This window comes from Acidovorax sp. GW821-FHT10E03 (genome assembly GCF_059415205.1).
Map to the genome: position 1 here is coordinate 113,852 of NZ_JBWKMU010000013.1, position 16,942 is coordinate 130,793.

General features: G+C 70.0%; 17 protein-coding genes. 12 read left to right on the forward strand and 5 right to left on the reverse strand.

Going from position 1 to position 16,942, the window contains the following annotated elements; genetic code table 11:
• Positions 1–9: 9 nt before the first annotated feature.
• The 6 genes from AC07OD_RS22125 to AC07OD_RS22150 all read left to right on the forward strand — a co-directional run bounded on the left by AC07OD_RS22125 (position 10) and on the right by AC07OD_RS22150 (position 7,356).
• Entirely contained in the window at positions 10–2,397 is a 2,388-nt protein-coding gene (locus tag AC07OD_RS22125; protein ID WP_218341664.1) for a xanthine dehydrogenase family protein molybdopterin-binding subunit, read from the forward strand.
• Between the two features lie 11 nt (positions 2,398–2,408).
• Positions 2,409–3,200 (forward strand): FAD binding domain-containing protein, encoded by a 792-nt coding sequence (locus AC07OD_RS22130; RefSeq protein WP_494598018.1) that lies wholly within the window; start codon positions 2,409–2,411, stop codon positions 3,198–3,200.
• A 111-nt stretch (positions 3,201–3,311) separates the two neighbouring features.
• Positions 3,312–4,250 carry an AAA family ATPase gene (locus tag AC07OD_RS22135; RefSeq protein ID WP_494598019.1) on the forward strand — a complete coding sequence of 313 codons (939 nt, stop codon included), beginning with the start codon at positions 3,312–3,314 and terminating at the stop codon, positions 4,248–4,250.
• An 11-nt stretch (positions 4,251–4,261) separates the two neighbouring features.
• Positions 4,262–5,476, forward strand: a complete 1,215-nt coding sequence (locus AC07OD_RS22140; protein ID WP_218341661.1) for a vWA domain-containing protein — start codon at positions 4,262–4,264, stop codon at positions 5,474–5,476.
• A gap of 57 nt (positions 5,477–5,533) precedes the next feature.
• The gene (locus tag AC07OD_RS22145; protein ID WP_218293804.1) at positions 5,534–6,172 is read left to right on the forward strand and encodes an SRPBCC family protein; all 639 of its coding nucleotides are present in this window, start codon (positions 5,534–5,536) and stop codon (positions 6,170–6,172) included.
• 101 nt (positions 6,173–6,273) lie between these two features.
• Entirely contained in the window at positions 6,274–7,356 is a 1,083-nt protein-coding gene (locus tag AC07OD_RS22150; RefSeq protein WP_218293805.1) for an XdhC family protein, read from the forward strand.
• Between the two features lie 30 nt (positions 7,357–7,386).
• Here the strand turns inward: AC07OD_RS22150 and AC07OD_RS22155 are convergent, their stop codons facing one another.
• From AC07OD_RS22155 to AC07OD_RS22175, 5 genes are all read right to left on the reverse strand, one after another.
• Positions 7,387–8,076, reverse strand: a complete 690-nt coding sequence (locus AC07OD_RS22155) for a glutathione S-transferase family protein (RefSeq protein ID WP_492254835.1) — start codon at positions 8,074–8,076, stop codon at positions 7,387–7,389.
• A 180-nt stretch (positions 8,077–8,256) separates the two neighbouring features.
• Positions 8,257–8,427 carry a hypothetical protein gene (locus AC07OD_RS22160; protein WP_162995995.1) on the reverse strand — a complete coding sequence of 57 codons (171 nt, stop codon included), beginning with the start codon at positions 8,425–8,427 and terminating at the stop codon, positions 8,257–8,259.
• 153 nt (positions 8,428–8,580) lie between these two features.
• On the reverse strand, positions 8,581–9,468 hold the full coding sequence (locus tag AC07OD_RS22165) for a transglutaminase-like domain-containing protein (protein WP_218341721.1): 888 nt from the start codon (positions 9,466–9,468) through the stop codon (positions 8,581–8,583).
• Positions 9,469–9,839: 371 nt separating this feature from the next.
• Complete coding sequence (locus AC07OD_RS22170) at positions 9,840–10,208, reverse strand: hypothetical protein (protein WP_218341659.1); 369 nt, start codon at positions 10,206–10,208, stop codon at positions 9,840–9,842.
• Positions 10,209–10,240: 32 nt separating this feature from the next.
• Positions 10,241–10,993 (reverse strand): IclR family transcriptional regulator, encoded by a 753-nt coding sequence (locus tag AC07OD_RS22175; RefSeq protein WP_218293808.1) that lies wholly within the window; start codon positions 10,991–10,993, stop codon positions 10,241–10,243.
• A 97-nt stretch (positions 10,994–11,090) separates the two neighbouring features.
• Between AC07OD_RS22175 and AC07OD_RS22180 the strand changes: the two genes are divergently transcribed.
• From AC07OD_RS22180 to AC07OD_RS22205, 6 genes are read left to right on the forward strand one after another with little or no spacing between them, the layout of a single operon-like run.
• A complete protein-coding gene (locus AC07OD_RS22180) occupies positions 11,091–11,915 on the forward strand; it encodes an SDR family oxidoreductase (protein ID WP_218293809.1) in 825 nt (274 codons plus the stop codon).
• Between the two features lie 54 nt (positions 11,916–11,969).
• Positions 11,970–13,304 carry a flavin-containing monooxygenase gene (locus AC07OD_RS22185; RefSeq protein ID WP_218293810.1) on the forward strand — a complete coding sequence of 445 codons (1,335 nt, stop codon included), beginning with the start codon at positions 11,970–11,972 and terminating at the stop codon, positions 13,302–13,304.
• Between the two features lie 31 nt (positions 13,305–13,335).
• The gene (locus AC07OD_RS22190) at positions 13,336–14,265 is read left to right on the forward strand and encodes a bile acid:sodium symporter family protein (RefSeq protein ID WP_492254838.1); all 930 of its coding nucleotides are present in this window, start codon (positions 13,336–13,338) and stop codon (positions 14,263–14,265) included.
• On the forward strand, positions 14,262–15,254 hold the full coding sequence (locus AC07OD_RS22195) for an SDR family oxidoreductase (protein ID WP_492245764.1): 993 nt from the start codon (positions 14,262–14,264) through the stop codon (positions 15,252–15,254). The genes AC07OD_RS22190 and AC07OD_RS22195 overlap by 4 nt, the downstream gene beginning before the upstream one ends.
• Positions 15,251–16,171, forward strand: a complete 921-nt coding sequence (locus tag AC07OD_RS22200; protein ID WP_218293813.1) for an EamA family transporter — start codon at positions 15,251–15,253, stop codon at positions 16,169–16,171. The genes AC07OD_RS22195 and AC07OD_RS22200 overlap by 4 nt, the downstream gene beginning before the upstream one ends.
• A gap of 34 nt (positions 16,172–16,205) precedes the next feature.
• Positions 16,206–16,844, forward strand: a complete 639-nt coding sequence (locus AC07OD_RS22205; RefSeq protein ID WP_255594526.1) for an ABC transporter ATP-binding protein — start codon at positions 16,206–16,208, stop codon at positions 16,842–16,844.
• The last annotated feature ends 98 nt before the right edge of the window (positions 16,845–16,942 follow it).

Sequence of the window (16,942 nt, forward strand, 5' to 3'; positions counted from 1 at the left end):
AGAACGACCATGGGTGCATCCGACTTTTCCAAGCTGCCGCACATCGGCGAATCGCTCAAGCGCAAGGAAGACTACCGCTTCCTCACCGGCGCCGGCCAGTACACCGACGACGTGGTGCTGGCCGCGCAGAGCCATGCCGTGTTCGTGCGTTCGCCGCATGCGCACGCGCGCATCAACAGCATCAACGTGGACGCCGCCAAGGCCGCGCCCGGCGTGCTGGGCGTGTTCGTGGGCGCCGACGTGGCGGCCGACAACATCAACGGCCTGCCCTGCGGCTGGCTCATCACCAGCACCGACGGCCAGCCCATGAAGGAGCCGCCGCACCCCATCCTGGCGCAGGGCAAGGTGCGCTACGTGGGCGACCACGTGGCCATGGTCGTCGCGCTCACGCAGCAGCAGGCGCGCGACGCGGCCGAGCTGGTGGAGGTGGATTACGACGTGCTGCCCGCCGTGGTCAGCGTGGCAGATGCCGCCGCCGGCAAGGTGGCGGGCGCGGGCCTGCATGACATCGCCGAGGACAACCACTGCTACAAGTGGGCCATCGGCGACAAGGGCGCGGTGGACTCGGTGTTCGCCAGTGCCGCGCACGTGACGAAGCTCGACCTGGTCAACAACCGCCTCATCCCCAACGCGATGGAGCCGCGCACGGCCATCGGCTCGTACAGCCGGGCCAACGACGAATACACGCTGTACGTGAGCAACCAGAACCCGCACGTCGAGCGCCTGCTCATGACGGCCTTCGTGATGGGCCTGCCCGAGCACAAGGTGCGCGTGATCGCGCCCGACGTGGGGGGCGGCTTCGGCTCCAAAATCTTTTTGTATGCCGAGGACGTGTGCCTGACCTGGGCGGCGAAGAAGCTCAACCGCAACATCAAGTGGGTGGCCGACCGCAGCGAGTCCTTCCTGTCGGACGCGCATGGCCGCGACCATGTGAGCCATGCCGAAATGGCGATGGACAAGGATGGCAAGTTCCTGGCCATGCGCGTGCACACCGACGCCAACCTGGGTGCCTACCTCTCCACCTTCGCCACGGCCGTGCCCACCATCCTCTATGCCACGCTGCTGGCGGGGCAGTACACCACGCCGCAGATCTATGTGGAGGTGGATGCCTGGTTCACCAACACCGCGCCGGTCGATGCCTACCGGGGCGCGGGCCGGCCCGAGGCCACCTACCTGCTCGAGCGCCTGGTATCGCGCTGCGGCTGGGAGATGAACCTGTCGCAGGACGAGATCCGCAAGCGCAACTTCATCACCAGCTGGCCCTACCAGACGCCGGTGGCGCTGCAGTACGACGTGGGCGACTACCACGCCTGCATGAACCAGGCGCAAGAGCTGGCCGACGTGGCGGGCTTTGCGGCGCGCAAGGCGGCCAGCGAGGCCAAGGGCCTGAAGCGCGGCATCGGCTACAGCAGCTACATCGAGGCCTGCGGCATCGCGCCGTCCAACATCGCAGGGGCGCTGGGTGCGCGTGCGGGTCTGTTCGAATGCGGGGAGGTGCGCGTGCACCCCACGGGCAGCGTGACGGTGTTCACCGGCTCGCACAGCCACGGCCAGGGGCACGAGACCACCTTTGCGCAGGTGGTGGCCGCGCGCCTGGGCATTCCGGTGGAGAACGTGGACATCGTGCACGGCGACACGGGCCGTGTGCCCTTCGGCATGGGCACCTACGGGTCGCGCTCCATCAGCGTGGGCGGCGCGGCCATCATGAAGGCGCTGGACAAGATCGAGGCCAAGGCCAAGAAGATCGCGGCGCATTTGATGGAGGCCAGCGACGCCGACATCGACTTCAGCGGCGGCGAGTTCACCGTGCGCGGCACGGACAAGAAGATCCCGTTCGGCCAGGTGGCGCTCACGGCCTACGTGCCGCACAACTACCCGCTCGACAAGCTCGAACCTGGGTTGAACGAAACAGCGTTCTACGACCCGACCAACTTTACCTTCCCCGCAGGCACCTACATCTGCGAGGTGGAGGTGGACCCCGCCACCGGCAGCACGCGCGTGGACAAGTTCACTGCCGTGGACGACTTCGGCACCATCATCAACCCCATGATCGTGGAAGGCCAGGTGCACGGCGGCCTAGTGCAGGGCATCGGCCAAGCGCTGATGGAAAACTGCGTGTACGACCGCGAGACGGGCCAGCTGCTGACGGGCAGCTTCATGGACTACGCCATGCCGCGCGCTGATGACTTCCCCGAGTTCAAGCTGGGCCATGTCTGCACGCCCTGCACGCACAACCCGCTGGGCACCAAGGGCTGCGGCGAGGCGGGGGCCATCGGCTCGCCACCGGCGGTGATCAACGCCGTGCTCGACGCGCTGCACCCGCTGGGCGTGAAGGAGTTCGACATGCCCGCGTCGCCGCACCGCGTGTGGGAAGCCATCCAACAAGCCAAGGCCTGAGGAGACACACCATGTACGCCTTCACCTTTGAAAACCCATCGTCCACCGCAGCCGCCGCGCAGCTCATCGCCCAGGGCGGCAAGCTGCTGGCGGGTGGGCAAAGCCTGCTGCCGTCGATGCGGCTGCGCCTGGCCAATCCCGAGAAGATCGTCGACCTGAACAGTATTCCCGAGCTGGCGGGCATCCGCCGCGAGGGCAATGCGCTGGTGATCGGCGCCATGACGCGCCACATGGACGTGGCCAACAGTGCAGAGGTCCAAAGCGCCATCCCTGCGCTGGCCGACCTGGCCGCGCACATCGGCGACCGGCAGGTGCGCGCGCGGGGCACGCTGGGCGGGTCGGTGGCCAACAACGACCCCGCGGCCTGCTACCCCAGCGCCGTGCTGGGCCTGGGCGCCACCATCGTCACCAACCAGTGCGAGATCGCGGCCGACGACTTCTTCGTGGGCATGTACACCACGGTGCTGGAAGAGGGCGAGATCATCACCGCCATCCGCTTCCCCATCCCCAAGCGCGCGGCCTACCTGAAGTTCAAGCAGGCGGCATCGCGCTTCTCGCTGGTGGGCGTGTTCGTGGCGCAGACCGATGGCGGCGTGCGCGTGGCGGTGACGGGTGCGGCCAGCAGCGTGTTCCGGCACGCGGGGCTCGAGGCCGCGCTGAACCAGAGCTTCACGCCCGCATCGGCGGCGGCGGTCAGGATTGACGCGGGCGATCTCAACGCGGACATCCACGCGAGCGCGGCCTACCGCGCCAACCTCATCAGCGTGCAGACCCAGCGGGCGGTGGCGCAGATGCTGGGCTGACGGGCGGGAGAGTGCCCGCTGCCGCTGTCCGGCATCCAGGAGCGGGTGTTTGAATGAAATTGGCCTCCAGCGCTTGTCTGTCAAGCGCTGGTAGCTATTAAAAATATAGTGATGAACGTTTCCCCTGCTGCGCCCGTGACCGCGCCCGCGCTGTCCTCCATCGATGCCCTGGTGCTGGCCTTGCAGGGCGTCGGGTACTTTGCCGACCGGCGGCTGGCCACGGCCGTGTTCCTGGCGCTCCAGCTGCAGCGCCCGCTGCTGCTGGAAGGGGAACCCGGCGTGGGCAAGACGGCGCTGGCCCAGGCACTTGCCAAGGTGCTCTCGCGCAGCCTGATCCGCCTGCAGTGTTACGACGGGCTGGAGCAGCGCGAGGCGCTGTACGAATGGAACTACGCGGCCCAGCTCTTGCACATGCGTGCGGCGGAAGGCCAAGGCAGTGCCGACATGGCGCAGGTGGAGCGCGAGGTGTACCAGGACCGCTACCTCATCCGCCGCCCCCTGTTGCAGGCGCTGCAGGCCCCGGCGCCTGGCGCCGTGCTGCTCATCGACGAAGTGGACCGCGCCGACGAGCCCTTCGAAGCCTTCTTGCTCGAATACCTGGGCGAGTACCAGGTGAGCATTCCCGAGATCGGCACCGTGCGCGCCACGGCCACGCCGGTCACCCTGCTCACCAGCAACCGCACGCGCGACCTGCACGACGCCGTCAAGCGCCGCTGTCTGTACCACTGGCTGGACTACCCCGAGCGCGAACGCGAGCTGGCCATCGTGCGCGCCCAGGTGCCGGGCGCCAGCGACGCGCTGGCCGTCCAGGTGGCGGATTTTGTGGGCCGCCTGCGCAGCCAGCCGTTCGCCAACGCCTTTCAGCGCGCGCCGGGCATAGCCGAGAGCGTGGAGTGGGCCAAGGCGCTGGTGGCGCTCGACACCATCGTGGTGGACCCGGAGGTGGTGGCCGACACCGCCGGCATCCTCTTCAAGCAGCGCGAGGACGTGGCGGCGCTCACGCGCGACATGGCGGCGCAGCTGCTGCAACCCGCCGAGACGGATGCGTGAAGGCTCGCGCCATGGCTGAGGGCACGACGATCTCGCAGCTGGGGGATGCCCGCACCGGCAAGCTGGCCGACAACCTCACGGGTTTTGGCCGCACGCTGCGCCGTGCCGGCGTGCCCGTGGATGCGGCCCGCATGGCCCTGGCGCAACAGGCCGTGATGCTGGTGGGCGTGGGGCGGGAGGACTTCGGCGCCGCGCTGGAGTCCGTGCTCATCAGCCGCGAGCAGGACCGGCAGGTGTTCCGCGAGCTGTTCGACGCCTATTTCAAGAACCCCGGCATCGCACAGAAGCTGCTGGCCCAGATGCTGCCCAGTGCCGAGTCCAGGGCCGAGCCCGCCAAACGCCGCCCGCGCGTGAGCGAGGCGCTGGCCCCGGTGCGCGCCGCGCGCGATGCGCCAGCGCCGCGCGAGGACGACAAGATCGACCTCGACGCCGCCATGACCGCCAGCGACCTGCAGCGCCTGCGGCACGCCGACTTCAACCAGCTCTCGGCCAGCGAATACAGGCTGGTGGAGCGGCTGGCGCGTGAAATTCCCTTGCCCCTGCCGCGCTATGCGGCCCGCCGCACCCGCCCGGGCACGCGCGGCGGGCGTCCCCACTGGCCGGGCGCCATGCAGCAGGCCGCGCGCACGGGCGGCGAGGTGCTGCGCGTGCCTTTGCTGCAGCGGCGCCGGCAGCCATTGCCGCTGTGCGTGCTGGTCGATGTGTCCGGCTCCATGGAGCGCTACGCGCGGCTTTTGCTTGCGTTTCTGCATGCCGCCACCGCGCCCCGCCACGCAGGCGCGGGCCTGCGCCGCGACGTGTTCGCGTTCGGCACCGGCCTCACCGACCTCACGCCCGCGTTCCGCCTGGCCGATACCGATGCGATGCTGGAGGCGGCCAGCCAGGCGATCCCTGACTTTGCCGGCGGCACGCGCCTGGGCGACAGCCTGGCCCGGTTGCGCGTGCAGCACGCGCGCCGGCTCGTGGGGCGGCGCACGCTGGTGCTGCTGGTCAGCGACGGGCTCGATACCGGCGCGCCCGAGGTGCTGGAGAGGGAGCTGGGCTGGCTGCGCCGGCACTGCGGCCGGCTGCTGTGGCTCAACCCCCTGCTGCGCTTCGAGGGCTATGCGCCCACGGCGCGTGGCGCCGCGGTGCTGCACCGCCAGGCCCACGGCATGGTCGCCGTGCACAACCTCAGCCGCCTGCAGGACCTGGCTGGCAGCCTGGCCGAAGTGCTGCGCCAGTGAGCGCGTGGCCCGCACGCGCACAGCCCCCCATTGTTCAGGAACCCGGAGGACTCCACCATGGAAATGCAAGCCAGCCGAACCCTCGCCGTCAGCCAGCAGCAGGCCTGGGACGCACTCAACGATCCCGAGGTGCTCAAGCTGTGCATCCCTGGCTGCGACAAGGTCGAGCCCACGGGCGAGCACCAGTACAGCGTGGCGATGGCGCTCAAGATCGGCCCGGTGTCCGCCAAGTTCGCGGGCAAGATCACGCTCTCCGAGATCGTGCCGCCCGAAAGCTACACCATCGCCTTCGACGGATCGGGCGGCGTGGCCGGGTTTGGCAAGGGCAGCGCCCAGGTCAAGCTGGTGCCGCTGCCGGCCGATGCGGCCGGGCAGGACAGCTGTGAGCTGCACTACACCGTGCACGCCACCGTGGGCGGCAAGATCGCCCAGCTCGGCCAGCGCCTCATCGATGGCGCGGCCAAGGGCATGGCCGAGGATTTCTTCAAGCGCTTTGACACCGAGATGCAACGCCGCCATCCGCGCGCGCCCGTGGCCGACGACCCCGAGCCCGGGGCGGGGGGCGGGGGCGCCGTTGCGGCGTCGGGCGCGCTGGCGGCATCCGCGGGTGAGGACAATCCCCCCAGCGGCATTCCGGTCTGGGTGTGGGTGGTGGGCGCGGCGGCGCTGGTGCTGTTAGCGTGGTGGTGGAACTGAGCCCCTGCAGGTTTTGAGCCCCGCCCGAGGCGCCGCGCGCACCCTGTGTGGGCTGCGGGGCCGGAGGCAGGGGCCGTAGAAATGAATGGGCAACGAAGCAAATGGAAAACCTGGATGTGATGGTGCTGCGCACGCTGCAGGGCTGGCGGGCCGCGGGCCGGCGGGCGCTGCTGGCCACGGTGGTGCGGACCTGGGGCTCCTCGCCCCGGCCGGTGGGTTCGATCATGGCGCTGTGTGAAGACGGCTCGGTGGTGGGATCGGTCTCGGGCGGGTGCATCGAGGACGACCTGATCGACCGCCACACGCGGGCCTATGCGCAGGCGGCGGCGCAGGCCGGCACGGGCGATGGCGGCGATAGGCGCATTCCGAGCGGACCTCCCGCGTTTGTCAAATACGGCGTCACGGCCGACGAGGCGCACCGGTTCGGGCTGCCCTGCGGCGGCACGCTGGAGCTGCTGCTGGAATACGACCCCGACCCGGCCAGCCTCCGCGAGCTGATCCTTGCGCTGGAGGGCGGGCGGCTCATGCAGCGCACCGTGCGCCTGGCCGACGGGCTGGCCACCGTGCAGCCCGCCGCTGCCCCCGCCGAGCTGGCGGTGGACACCCGGCAGCTGACCAACACCTTCGGCCCGGAGTACCGGATGCTGCTGATCGGCGCCGGCCAGCTGGCGGAATACCTGGCCACCATGGCGCTGTTCAACGGCTTCGCGGTCACGGTGTGCGACCCGCGCGAGGAATACCGCGGCAGCTGGAACGTGCCCGCGGCCACGCTGGTGAGCGGCATGCCCGACGATGTGGTGCTGGCCTTCAGGCCCGACCGGCGCAGTTGCGTGGTGGCGCTCACGCACGACCCCAAGCTCGACGACCTGGCGCTGCTGGAGGCGCTGGACACCGAGGCGTTCTATGTGGGCGGCATCGGCTCGCGCCGCAACAACGAAGCGCGCCGTGCCCGGATGATGGAGCATTTCGGGCAGACCGCCGAGAGCCTGGCCCGCCTGCGCGGCCCGATCGGCATCTACATCGGCAGCAAGACGCCGCCCGAGATCGCGGTGAGCGTGATGGCTGAAATCCTGGCCGTGAAGAACGGCGTGGCCCTGCCGCGCGACGTGGAGGTGGCGCAGGCCAAGAACGAGCGGGAACTGGCGCGGAACGACCCCGGGCCGCTGGTGTGCGGGCTGCGCTAGCGCGGCCCGCCCCTTCCCGCCGTGGCGCCGTCAGGCGCCCATCACCACCGGCCCGCCCTTGGCGATGCCGCGCTGGTACGCCGGGCGTGCCTCCATGCGCTGGCGGTAGGCCTGCAGGCGCGGGCAGTTGCCGGCCGTGCTGGCGCGCGAGAGCGCGGCTTCCACCGCGAAGCTCATCTGGAAGTCGGCCATGGTGAGGTGCTCGCCCGCGAACCAGGTGTGCCGGCCCAGGTGCTCTTCCATGAAGGCCAGCGCGGTGGCCACGTTGGGGTCGATCACCTTGTCCTGCACCTTGCCGCACAGCGCCCGGGCGATGGGCTTCACGAAAAAGGGCATGGGCTGCGTGGGAATGGTCATGAACACCAGCTTCATCACGAGCCAGTTCATGAGCGAGCCCTCGGCGTAGTGCATCCAGAACCGGCACTGGCGGTACTCGGGCGTGCCGGGGGCGGGCTGCAGGTGGGCCAGGTCCCCGCTGGCGCGGGCGCCGTAGGTTTCCACCAGGTATTCGATGATCGCGGCGGATTCGGCGATCACCTCGCCGCCGTCGGTGATCACGGGCGACTTGCCCAGTGGATGGATCTTCTTGAGCTCGGGCGGGGCCAGCCGGGTGGCCTTGTCGCGCTGGTAGATCTTGAGCTCGTAGGGCACGCCCAGTTCTTCCAGGAGCCACAGGACGCGCTGCGAGCGCGAGGTTTCGAGGTGGTGAACGGTGATCATGGGCGGATTAGAACCTGTCCACGGCGGTTCGGGGCCGGGTTGGTGTCGCCTGCACGATGTTCGCGCCCGCAAGCCTGGGGAGCCTTGCCCGCGCCGGCCCTGGCGGGGACCAGAAAGCAAAAAGCCCTCTGGCGAGGGCTTTTGCGGGGGCCGGCGCAGCCGGCCGTGGCGATCTGGCGATCAGCCGCCCTTCTTGGAGCGCTTGCCGGGGTTCTTCTTGCTGCGGGTGGCAACACCGCGCTCCAGGCTCACGCGCTGGCCGCGGCCAGGGGTGGCGAGGGTGTAGCCGGGCACCGGCGTGGGCCGGGGGGTGCGCTTGCGGTCTGCTTCGGTGACGATCTTGTTGCCCATGGTAGGTCTCTGAGATAGTGGAAAAAAGAGTGATATTAGGCCACAGCCGGGGTGGGGGGGCTTCCCGGCCACCGCCATCCGCCCCCCGGACCCAGGGGTTTGGCGGCCCATGGGGCGCGAAAAAGCACGGTGCGCGGGCGCACCGGCACCCCTTCACGGCGCGATGAAACCCGCCGCCACGCCCGCACCGTGGTCGGTGGAGAGCGCATCGGTGCAATGGCCGGGCAGCACGAAACCCCGTGCGGCGTCTTCCACGGCCTGGGTCCGTATCACCGGGGGCTGTGCCCGCACGCCGCCGAAGATGGTGGCGAACGCCACGTCCGCCGCATCGCGGCCGGTGCCAAAGCGCAACAACCCCATGGGTATGGCGGTGCCCGAGGGGTCGAAGATGTACCACCGGTCTCCCAGGTAGGCCTCGACATAGGCATGGAAGTCCGGCGGGCCCAGGGCCGGGTCGGCACCGTAGTCGGTGCCGGTGGTGAAGCGCGCGGGAATGTTCACGGCGCGGCACAGGGCAATCATCAGGTGCGCGAAATCGCGGCACACCCCCACCTGCTCGACCAGGGTATCGACCGCCGAGGTGTTGGAGTTGGACGTGTTCGAGGTGAACGCCACATGCCGCTGGACCCAGTCCCGGATCGCCTGCACGCGGCTGTGGCCTTGCCAGAGCCCGCCAAACTCGTTGAGGGCAAGGCGCAGCAGGCGGTCGGACTGGCAGTACCGGCTGGGGTAGATGTACCCCATGACTTCCTGCGGCAGGCGCCGCACGGGGACCTCCGCCAGCTGGGAGGGGTCGGTGCGGTAGTGGGTGATGTCCACCGTGGCGGAATACGACACTTCCAGGATGCCGGGTTCGCCGTGCAGGCGCAGATAGCGGTTGCCGGTGGCCGGGTCGGTATGGATGTTGTGGGGAATGTCCTGGTTGATGACGAGCCGTTCGCTGCTGACCGCCTGGCTGGGCGTCTGTGCGGCATGGATGTTGAACACGAAGTCCGCGCCGTACTGGTCGATCTCATAGCTCAGGTCGATCTGCAACTCCATGCGCACCCGGCCGTGGCCCTGGTGGATCGCCGGCGCGCGCGCCACCGGGCTGGCCGCAGCGGGCTGGGTGGAGGGCGGCAGCGAGGGAAGAGTGGCTTCACCGCCCTGCGCCAGGGTGTTTTCACGGCCCGCGCCAGTGGGCAGGGCCAGGGGTGAAGCCGTGCTGCCGCCGCAGCCTCGAAGAAAAGGCTGGGACCGGGCAGGGGCGCGGGACGGGGTGCTTTCCATGGAAATATCCTTCGTGCGCTGCGCGTCGGGGCATCCGACACGGCGGCGTGATCCGAGGATAGGGCGCGGGTCCCGGGGGCGGTGTAGGCGGACGGCCCGCGCTCACGCAGGCATGCGAGGCAGCCCCGCACCGCGCCGCCGCGTCAGTCGATGGCGAACGCTTCGCGCAGGGCGCCGCAGAAGCCCGCATGCCCGCTGAGCGACAGCGTGACCGTGGTCCGGGGAGGGGCCGGGGTGCCGGGCACGGTGGCGATGCGCCCGCTCGCTGCATCGAAGTCCAGCGTCAGCGGCGTGCTCACCTCCTGCACGCCCTGCAGGTCGTATTGCCATTCGCCACCTTCCTCCGAGGGGCCGCAGGCGTCGGGGTACTGCGCGTGGGCCCAGCGCAGCACCTGCGCGATCTCGGCGTGCAGGGCGGGCATCTGCGCGGGCGACACGCTGGCCATGGCATCGAAGGTGCCGGTGCCGTCCGTGTCTTCGCTGTAGTCAAAGTCCAGGTAGTGAAGTGGCATGGGGTGTGGTGTCTCGTGGTTGCGGTCCGGGTTCATGTCCAGGTGCGGGCGAGGGCCTGCGCCGCCTCGCTGAGCCGGGGCACCTGCTGCAGGGCCCGCGCCAGCGGCATGCGCACCGCCGGGGCCTGCAGCGCCACCGCGCTGTGCACGCTGCGCCGCCCCCCCGCCGGCACGGGCACCGCCACGCACACCAGCCCATCCACGAACTCCTCGGCGTCGGTGGCATAGCCCTGGCGCGCGATCTGCTCCAGTTCGGCCTCCAGGGCCTTGCGGTCGGTGAGGGTGGTGGCCGTGTGGCGCGTGAGCGGCAACCCGTCCAGGATGGCGCCGCGCCGCGCCGCCGACAGGTAGGCCAGGAAAAGCTTGCCGCTGGCCGAGCAGTGGATGGGCACGCGGGTGCCCGGCCGCAGCTCCAGGCGCAGCGGAAACGCTGATTCCACGCGGTCCAGGTAGATCACTTCGGCGCCGCTCAGGGCGGTCAGGTTGCAGCTCTCGCCGATGTCGGCCACCAGCTGGCGCAGCACCGCGTGGCGCACGCTTTGCTGCGTGCCCGCGCTCAGCGCGCTTTCGGCCAGCCGCAGCAGGCGGGGCGCCGGAGCGTAGCGGCGCCCGCCCGGTTCGCGCGCGAGCAGCCCGCCGCCCTCCAGCTGGCCCAGCATGCGGTGCACGCTGGGCTTGGGCCAGCCGCAGGCCTCCACCGCATTGGCCAGCGTGAACGGGCGGCCCTGGGCGCACAGGATCTCGAGCAACTCAAAGAGCCGCAGGCTGGGGGATGTTTCTGTCATAAATACCGGAATTCGAGACGAATTCATAAATCATTCCGAGATTATTCCGCACTGTGGCTAAGCTGCAAACCCATATCCCCTTGAACAACACATGTCCATGACAGCCTCATTCCAGAACGCGGTACTGACGGGCGCCTGTGGCGGCCTGGGCCAGGCATTGGCGCGGGAACTGATCGCACGGGGCGCCGCGGTGGCGCTGGTGGGGCTGCACCTGCCCACGCTGCAGGCGCTGGCCGCGCTCGCGCCAGAGCGCTGCGCCGTGTACACGCCCGACGTGGCGGACAGTGCCGCCATGCAGGCCATGGCGGCCGACTGGATGGCGCGCGCGGGCGCGCCCGACCTGGTGATCGCCAACGCCGGCGTGGCCGGCGGCTATGACACCGCGCAGGCGGACGACCTGGCCGTGCTGCGCCGCATGCTGGAGATCAACCTCCTGGGCGCCGCCACCACCTTCCAGCCGTTCGTGACCGCGATGCGCTCGCAGCGGCGCGGGGCCCTGGTGGGCGTGGCCAGCATCGCGGGATGGCGCGGCATGCCGGGCAACGGCGCCTATTGCGCCAGCAAGGGCGGCCTGATCCGCTACCTGGAGAGCCTGCGCGCCGAAATGCGCGGCGGGCCCGTGGCGGTGGTCACGGTGAGCCCGGGCTACCTGCGCACGGCCCTCACGGCGGGCAACCGGTTTGCCATGCCCGGCCTCATGGAGCCCGATGCCGCCGCGCGCGCCATGCTGGCTGGCATCGCGCGGGGCCGCACCCACATCGTTCTGCCCGCGCGCATTGGCTGGCTGGCGCGGCTGCTCAACCTCTTGCCCGGCGCCCTGCACGACCGCCTGCTGCTGGGCCAGCCGCGCAAGCCGCGCAGGGGCGAGGCGGGTGCCACGCCGATACCGGGCCTGGCGCCCCCCACCGATCCCCGCGCCTGACCTGCCCATGGCGGGATGGGCCCCAAAAAAATGCCGACAGAAAGCAAAAAAGACATGACACCGGAGACAACCCCCACCGTGGTGGACACCCGCACACAGATCGCGCTCATCGGCGCCGGCCCCAGCGGACTGGCGGCGGCGCGCAACCTGCAGAAGCTGGGCGTGCCATTCCAGGGCTTCGAGGCCCACACGGACGTGGGGGGGCTGTGGAACATCGAGAACCCGCGCAGCACCGTCTACGAATCCGCGCACCTGATCTCCAGCAAGACCACCACGGAGTTCACCGAATTCCCCATGCGCGCCGGCGTGGCCGACTACCCCAGCCACCGCGAGATGCGGCAGTATTTCTTTGATTTCGCGGAGCACTTCGCGCTGCGCCCGCACTACTGGTTCGGCTGCCGCGTATTGAACGTGGAGCCGGCGGGGGAAGGGGCGGCCCCCTTGTGGCGCATCACCTGGAGCCAGCACGGGGGCCCCGCGCAGACCGCGCAGTTCAAGGGCGTGGTCATTGCCAACGGCACGCTGGCCGAACCCAGCATGCCGCGTTTCGAGGGCCGGTTCGACGGCGAGCTGCTGCACACCAGCGCCTACAAGAGCGCCGAGCTGTTCAAGGGAAAACGCGTGCTGGTGGTGGGCGCGGGCAATTCGGGCTGCGACATCGCCGTGGATGCGGTGCACTACGCGCGCAGTGTGGATCTGTCGGTGCGGCGCGGCTACTACTTCGTGCCCAAGTACGTGTTTGGCAAGCCCTCCGACACGCTCGGTGGCAAGTTCAAGATGCCGCCCTGGCTCAAGCAGAAGGTCGACAGCGTGGTGCTGCAGTGGTTCACGGGCGACCCGGTGCGTTTTGGCCTGCCCAGGCCCGACTACAAGATGTACGAGTCGCACCCCGTGGTGAACTCGCTGGTGCTGCACCACCTGGGCCACGGCGACATCCACGTACGGCCCGACATCGCGCGCCTGCAGGGGCACACCGTGTTTTTCAAGGACGGCAGCGCGCAGGACTATGACCTGGTGCTCTGCGCCACGGGCTACAAGCTGCACTACCCCTTCATCGACCACAGCCTGCTCAACTGGCAGGGCATGGCGCCGCAGCTGTACTTGAACATCCTTTCGCCGCGCTTCGACAACCTGGCCGTGATGGGCATGATCGAGGCCAGCGGCATCGGCTGGCAGGGCCGCTACGAGCAGGCCGAACTGGTGGCGCGCTTCTTCAGGGCGCAGGCAGAGGGATCGCCCCGCGCCGATGCGCTGCGCCAGGCCAAGGCCGGCCCGGCCCCCGACCTCTCGGGCGGCTTCAAGTACCTCAAGCTCGAACGCATGGCGTACTACGTGCACAAGGACACCTACCGCAGCGCGGTGCGCGCGGCGTCTGCCGCGCTGGCCTGAATTCCCTCCCCACTATTCCGAAGGGCCCACCATGCTGCCTGTCGACGAAATCCGGCTCAATTTCAATCCCGCATCGCTCGTGGTGCTCAACGTGGTGCTGGGCTTCCTCATGTTCGGCATCGCGCTGGACACGCGCGTGGCCGACTTCAAGCGCGTGCTGCGCATGCCGGGCGCCATGGCGGTGGGCGTGGCCGCGCAGTTCATCGTGCTGCCGGCGGTGACCTTCGTGCTCACGCTGCTGCTTTCGCCCAGCCCCAGCATCGCGCTGGGCATGATCCTCGTGGCCTGCTGCCCGCCGGGCAACGTGAGCAACATCCTCACGCACCGCGCGGGGGGCAACGTGGCGCTGTCGGTGTCGATGACGGCGATCTCCAACGCGCTGGCCATCGTGCTCATGCCGCTGAACTTCGCCTTCTGGGGCGGCATGCACCCCACGGCGGCGCCGCTGCTGCGCAGCATCGCGCTGGACCCGCTGGAGATGGCGGGCCACATCGTGGCCATCATCGGGCTGCCGTTCGTGCTGGGCATCCTGTGTGCCGAGAAGCTGCCCCGCTTCACGCGGCGGGTGCACAAGCCCGTGCGCATCCTGAGCTTCGTCTGCCTGATCGGCTTCATCATCGGTGCGGTGGCGGGCAACTGGCGCTATTTTCTCGACTACGTGGGGCTGGTGCTGCTGGCGGTGGCGCTGCACGATGCGCTGGCCTTCGGCACCGGGTATGCCTGTGCACGGCTGAGCGGCCTGTCCGACTACGACCGGCGCGCCGTGAGCATCGAAGTCGGCATCCGCAATGCCGGGCTGGGCCTGGTGCTGATCTTCAGCTTCTTCGGCGGCCTGGGCGGCATGGCCGTGGTGGCGGGCGTCTGGGGCTTCTGGGACATCATCGCGGGCCTGGCGCTGGCGGGATGGTGGGGACGCCGGCCGCCCGTGGTGCCCCATGCCGTGCGGGAGGGCGGCGCATGATGGCGCGCATTCTCGTGACCGGGGCCGACGGTTTCCTGGGCCGCGGCGTGGTGGCGGCCCTGGCGCGCGAGGGCGCCCCCGTCATCGTCGCCGCCGACGTGCGCGAAGTGCCCGCCGAGCGCCGCCTGCCCGGCGTCACCTACGTGGTGCAGGACGTGCGCGACCCGGCGCTGGCGCAAACGCTGGCCGAGCACTCCATCGACAGCGTGGTGCACCTGGCCTCCATCGTCACGCCCGGCAAGGGCTCCAACCGCGAATTCGAATACTCCGTGGACGTGCTGGGCAGCCAGAACGTGCTCGACGCCTGCGTGGCCACGGGCGTGCGGCACCTGGTCGTCAGCTCCAGCGGCGCGGCCTATGGCTACCACGCCGACAATCCCGACTGGCTGCGCGAAACGGATGCGCTGCGGGGGAACGAAGTCTTTGCCTATGCGCACCACAAGCGCCTGGTGGAGGAGATGCTGGCGCGCTACCGCACACAGCACCCGCAACTCGCGCAGACCGTGCTGCGCATCGGCACCATCCTGGGCGAGCGGGTGGACAACCAGATCACGGCGCTGTTCGAGAAGCGGCGCCTGCTGGCCATCCGGGGCAGCGCCAGTCCGTTCGTGTTCATCTGGGACGAGGATGTCACCGGTGCCATCGTGCACGCGCTGCGCACGCGCCGCGCCGGGTGCTTCAACCTCGCGGGCGATGGCGCGCTGCCGCTGCGCGAGATCGCGGCGCGCCTGGGCAAATCGGTGCTGGACCTGCCGGCGGGCCTGCTGCGCGCCGCGCTGGCGATGGGGTCGGCCCTGGGCGTGAGCCGCTACGGGCCCGAGCAGCTCGACTTTCTGCGCTATCGCCCGGTGCTGCTCAACACCGCGCTCAAGGAGGTGCTGGGCTACGTGCCGGCCAAGACCAGCAGCGAGGCCTTCGACGCCTTCGTGGCCGCGCGCGAACGCCAGGGGCGTCCGGTGGCGGCGGGCAGCCGCGTGGTGTCCGCATGAATGCCGCCGCGCTGAGCCGGGGCGACCTGCTGCGCGCCTTGGCGGTGGTGGTCATCTGGGGGCTGAACTTCGTGGTGATGAAGCTGGGCCTGCAGGGGCTCAGCCCCATGCTGCTGGGGGCGCTGCGGTTCTCGGCCGCGTCGCTGCCCTTCCTGCTGTTCGTGCCGCGTCCGGCGCTCCCCTGGCGGTTCGTGCTGGGCTATGGGCTGGCCCAGGGCCTGGGCCAGTTCGGATTCCTGTTCCTGGGGCTGCAGCTGGGGATGACGGCGGGCATGGCGTCGGTCGTCATGCAGACGCAGGCCTTCTTCACGCTGCTGTTGGCCGCCCCGCTGCTGGGCGAGCGCGCCCGGCCCTGGCAGTGGTGGGGCCTCACGCTGGCCTTCGCAGGGCTGATGACTATCGGGCTCGCCCATGGCGAAGGCCCCGGGCAGATGACGCTCGCGGGCTTCGTGCTCACGCTGGCGGCCGCCTTCATGTGGGCGGTGTCCAATCTCGTGGCGCGCCGTGCCGCGACGGCGGGGCCGTACGGGCCGTTCCCGTTCATCGTGTGGAGCAGCACGGTGCCGATCGTGCCTTTCTTCGCGCTGGCGCTGTGGACCGATGGCGCGCAGGGCGTGCTCGCGCAGCTGCGGGCGGTGGACGGCGTGGCGCTGGCGGCCGTGCTGTACCTCGCCCTGCTGGCCACCTTGCTCGCCTACACGTTGTGGACGCAGCTGTTGCAGCGCCACCCCGCCGGGCGGGTCACTCCGTTTTCGCTGCTGGTGCCGGTGGTCGGGCTGTGGGCCGCATATGCCTTTCTGGGAGAGCAGCCCGCGCCGCTGCAGTGGGCTGGAGCGGGGGCCGTGCTCTGCGGGCTCGTGGTCAACCAGGCCGGGGGCTGGCTGCGGGCGCGGCGCGCGAGGCCGGCGGCCTCCTAGAATCCCCTCTTTTCTTCTTTTTTCGCAAGGATGCATGGTGGCCGACAGCGTGGTGTTGCAGGTGCAGGGGTTGCGGTTTGCCTACCCGGAGTGCGCGGTGCTGGAGGGCTTCAGCCTCGCATGGCCCGCGGGGCTGGCGCTGGTGCAGGGCGACGAGAGCACGGGCAAGACCACGCTGCTGCGCGTGCTGGCAGGTGAGCTGGCGCCCCAGGCGGGCGATATCACGCTGCGCGGCGTGCGCCGGGGGGCGGTGCCTGCCGCGGCCTGGCGCGCGCAGGTGTTCTGGCAGGACCCGCGCGCCACGGCGCTGGACCCGCTCACGGTGCGCCAGTGGCTGGGCAGCCTGCCTGCGCACTGCGCGCGGTGGGACGCCGCCGCCCTGGCGGCGCATGTAGAGGGGTTCTCGCTGGAACCTCATCTGGACAAGCCTTTTTTTGCCTTGTCCACCGGCAGCCGGCGCAAGGCGCTGATGGCCGCCGCGCTGGCCAGCGGGGCCGCGCTCACGCTCATCGACGAGCCGGTGGCGGGGCTCGACAAGCCTTCGGTCAGCTACCTCGGTCAGGCCCTGGCCGAAGCCGCGCGCCAGCCGGCGCGGCTGGTGGTGGTGGCGCACTACGAGGCGCTGCCGGGCGTGCCCTGGGACAGCGTGGCGACATTGGCCCGGCCTCGCTAGGGCCCGTCAACACTGTTTTCGCCAGTGCCAAGGCCGGGGCCTTGGCTAGGAACGCAACGACGAGTGGCCTGGATGGGATGCAGTGGGCGGCCTCCCCT

Excerpts from the sequence above, each read along its gene's own strand:
- AC07OD_RS22125 (WP_218341664.1), top strand. The coding sequence starts at position 10 with ATGGGTGCATCCGACTTTTCCAAGCTGCCGCACATCGGCGAATCGCTC.
- AC07OD_RS22130 (WP_494598018.1), top strand. The coding sequence starts at position 2,409 with ATGTACGCCTTCACCTTTGAAAACCCATCGTCCACCGCAGCCGCCGCG.
- AC07OD_RS22135 (WP_494598019.1), top strand. The coding sequence starts at position 3,312 with ATGAACGTTTCCCCTGCTGCGCCCGTGACCGCGCCCGCGCTGTCCTCC.
- AC07OD_RS22140 (WP_218341661.1), top strand. The coding sequence starts at position 4,262 with ATGGCTGAGGGCACGACGATCTCGCAGCTGGGGGATGCCCGCACCGGC.
- AC07OD_RS22145 (WP_218293804.1), top strand. The coding sequence starts at position 5,534 with ATGGAAATGCAAGCCAGCCGAACCCTCGCCGTCAGCCAGCAGCAGGCC.
- AC07OD_RS22150 (WP_218293805.1), top strand. The coding sequence starts at position 6,274 with ATGGAAAACCTGGATGTGATGGTGCTGCGCACGCTGCAGGGCTGGCGG.
- AC07OD_RS22155 (WP_492254835.1), bottom strand. The coding sequence starts at position 8,076 with ATGATCACCGTTCACCACCTCGAAACCTCGCGCTCGCAGCGCGTCCTG.
- AC07OD_RS22160 (WP_162995995.1), bottom strand. The coding sequence starts at position 8,427 with ATGGGCAACAAGATCGTCACCGAAGCAGACCGCAAGCGCACCCCCCGG.
- AC07OD_RS22165 (WP_218341721.1), bottom strand. The coding sequence starts at position 9,468 with ATGGAGTTGCAGATCGACCTGAGCTATGAGATCGACCAGTACGGCGCG.
- AC07OD_RS22170 (WP_218341659.1), bottom strand. The coding sequence starts at position 10,208 with ATGCCACTTCACTACCTGGACTTTGACTACAGCGAAGACACGGACGGC.
- AC07OD_RS22175 (WP_218293808.1), bottom strand. The coding sequence starts at position 10,993 with ATGACAGAAACATCCCCCAGCCTGCGGCTCTTTGAGTTGCTCGAGATC.
- AC07OD_RS22180 (WP_218293809.1), top strand. The coding sequence starts at position 11,091 with ATGACAGCCTCATTCCAGAACGCGGTACTGACGGGCGCCTGTGGCGGC.
- AC07OD_RS22185 (WP_218293810.1), top strand. The coding sequence starts at position 11,970 with ATGACACCGGAGACAACCCCCACCGTGGTGGACACCCGCACACAGATC.
- AC07OD_RS22190 (WP_492254838.1), top strand. The coding sequence starts at position 13,336 with ATGCTGCCTGTCGACGAAATCCGGCTCAATTTCAATCCCGCATCGCTC.
- AC07OD_RS22195 (WP_492245764.1), top strand. The coding sequence starts at position 14,262 with ATGATGGCGCGCATTCTCGTGACCGGGGCCGACGGTTTCCTGGGCCGC.
- AC07OD_RS22200 (WP_218293813.1), top strand. The coding sequence starts at position 15,251 with ATGAATGCCGCCGCGCTGAGCCGGGGCGACCTGCTGCGCGCCTTGGCG.
- AC07OD_RS22205 (WP_255594526.1), top strand. The coding sequence starts at position 16,206 with ATGGTGGCCGACAGCGTGGTGTTGCAGGTGCAGGGGTTGCGGTTTGCC.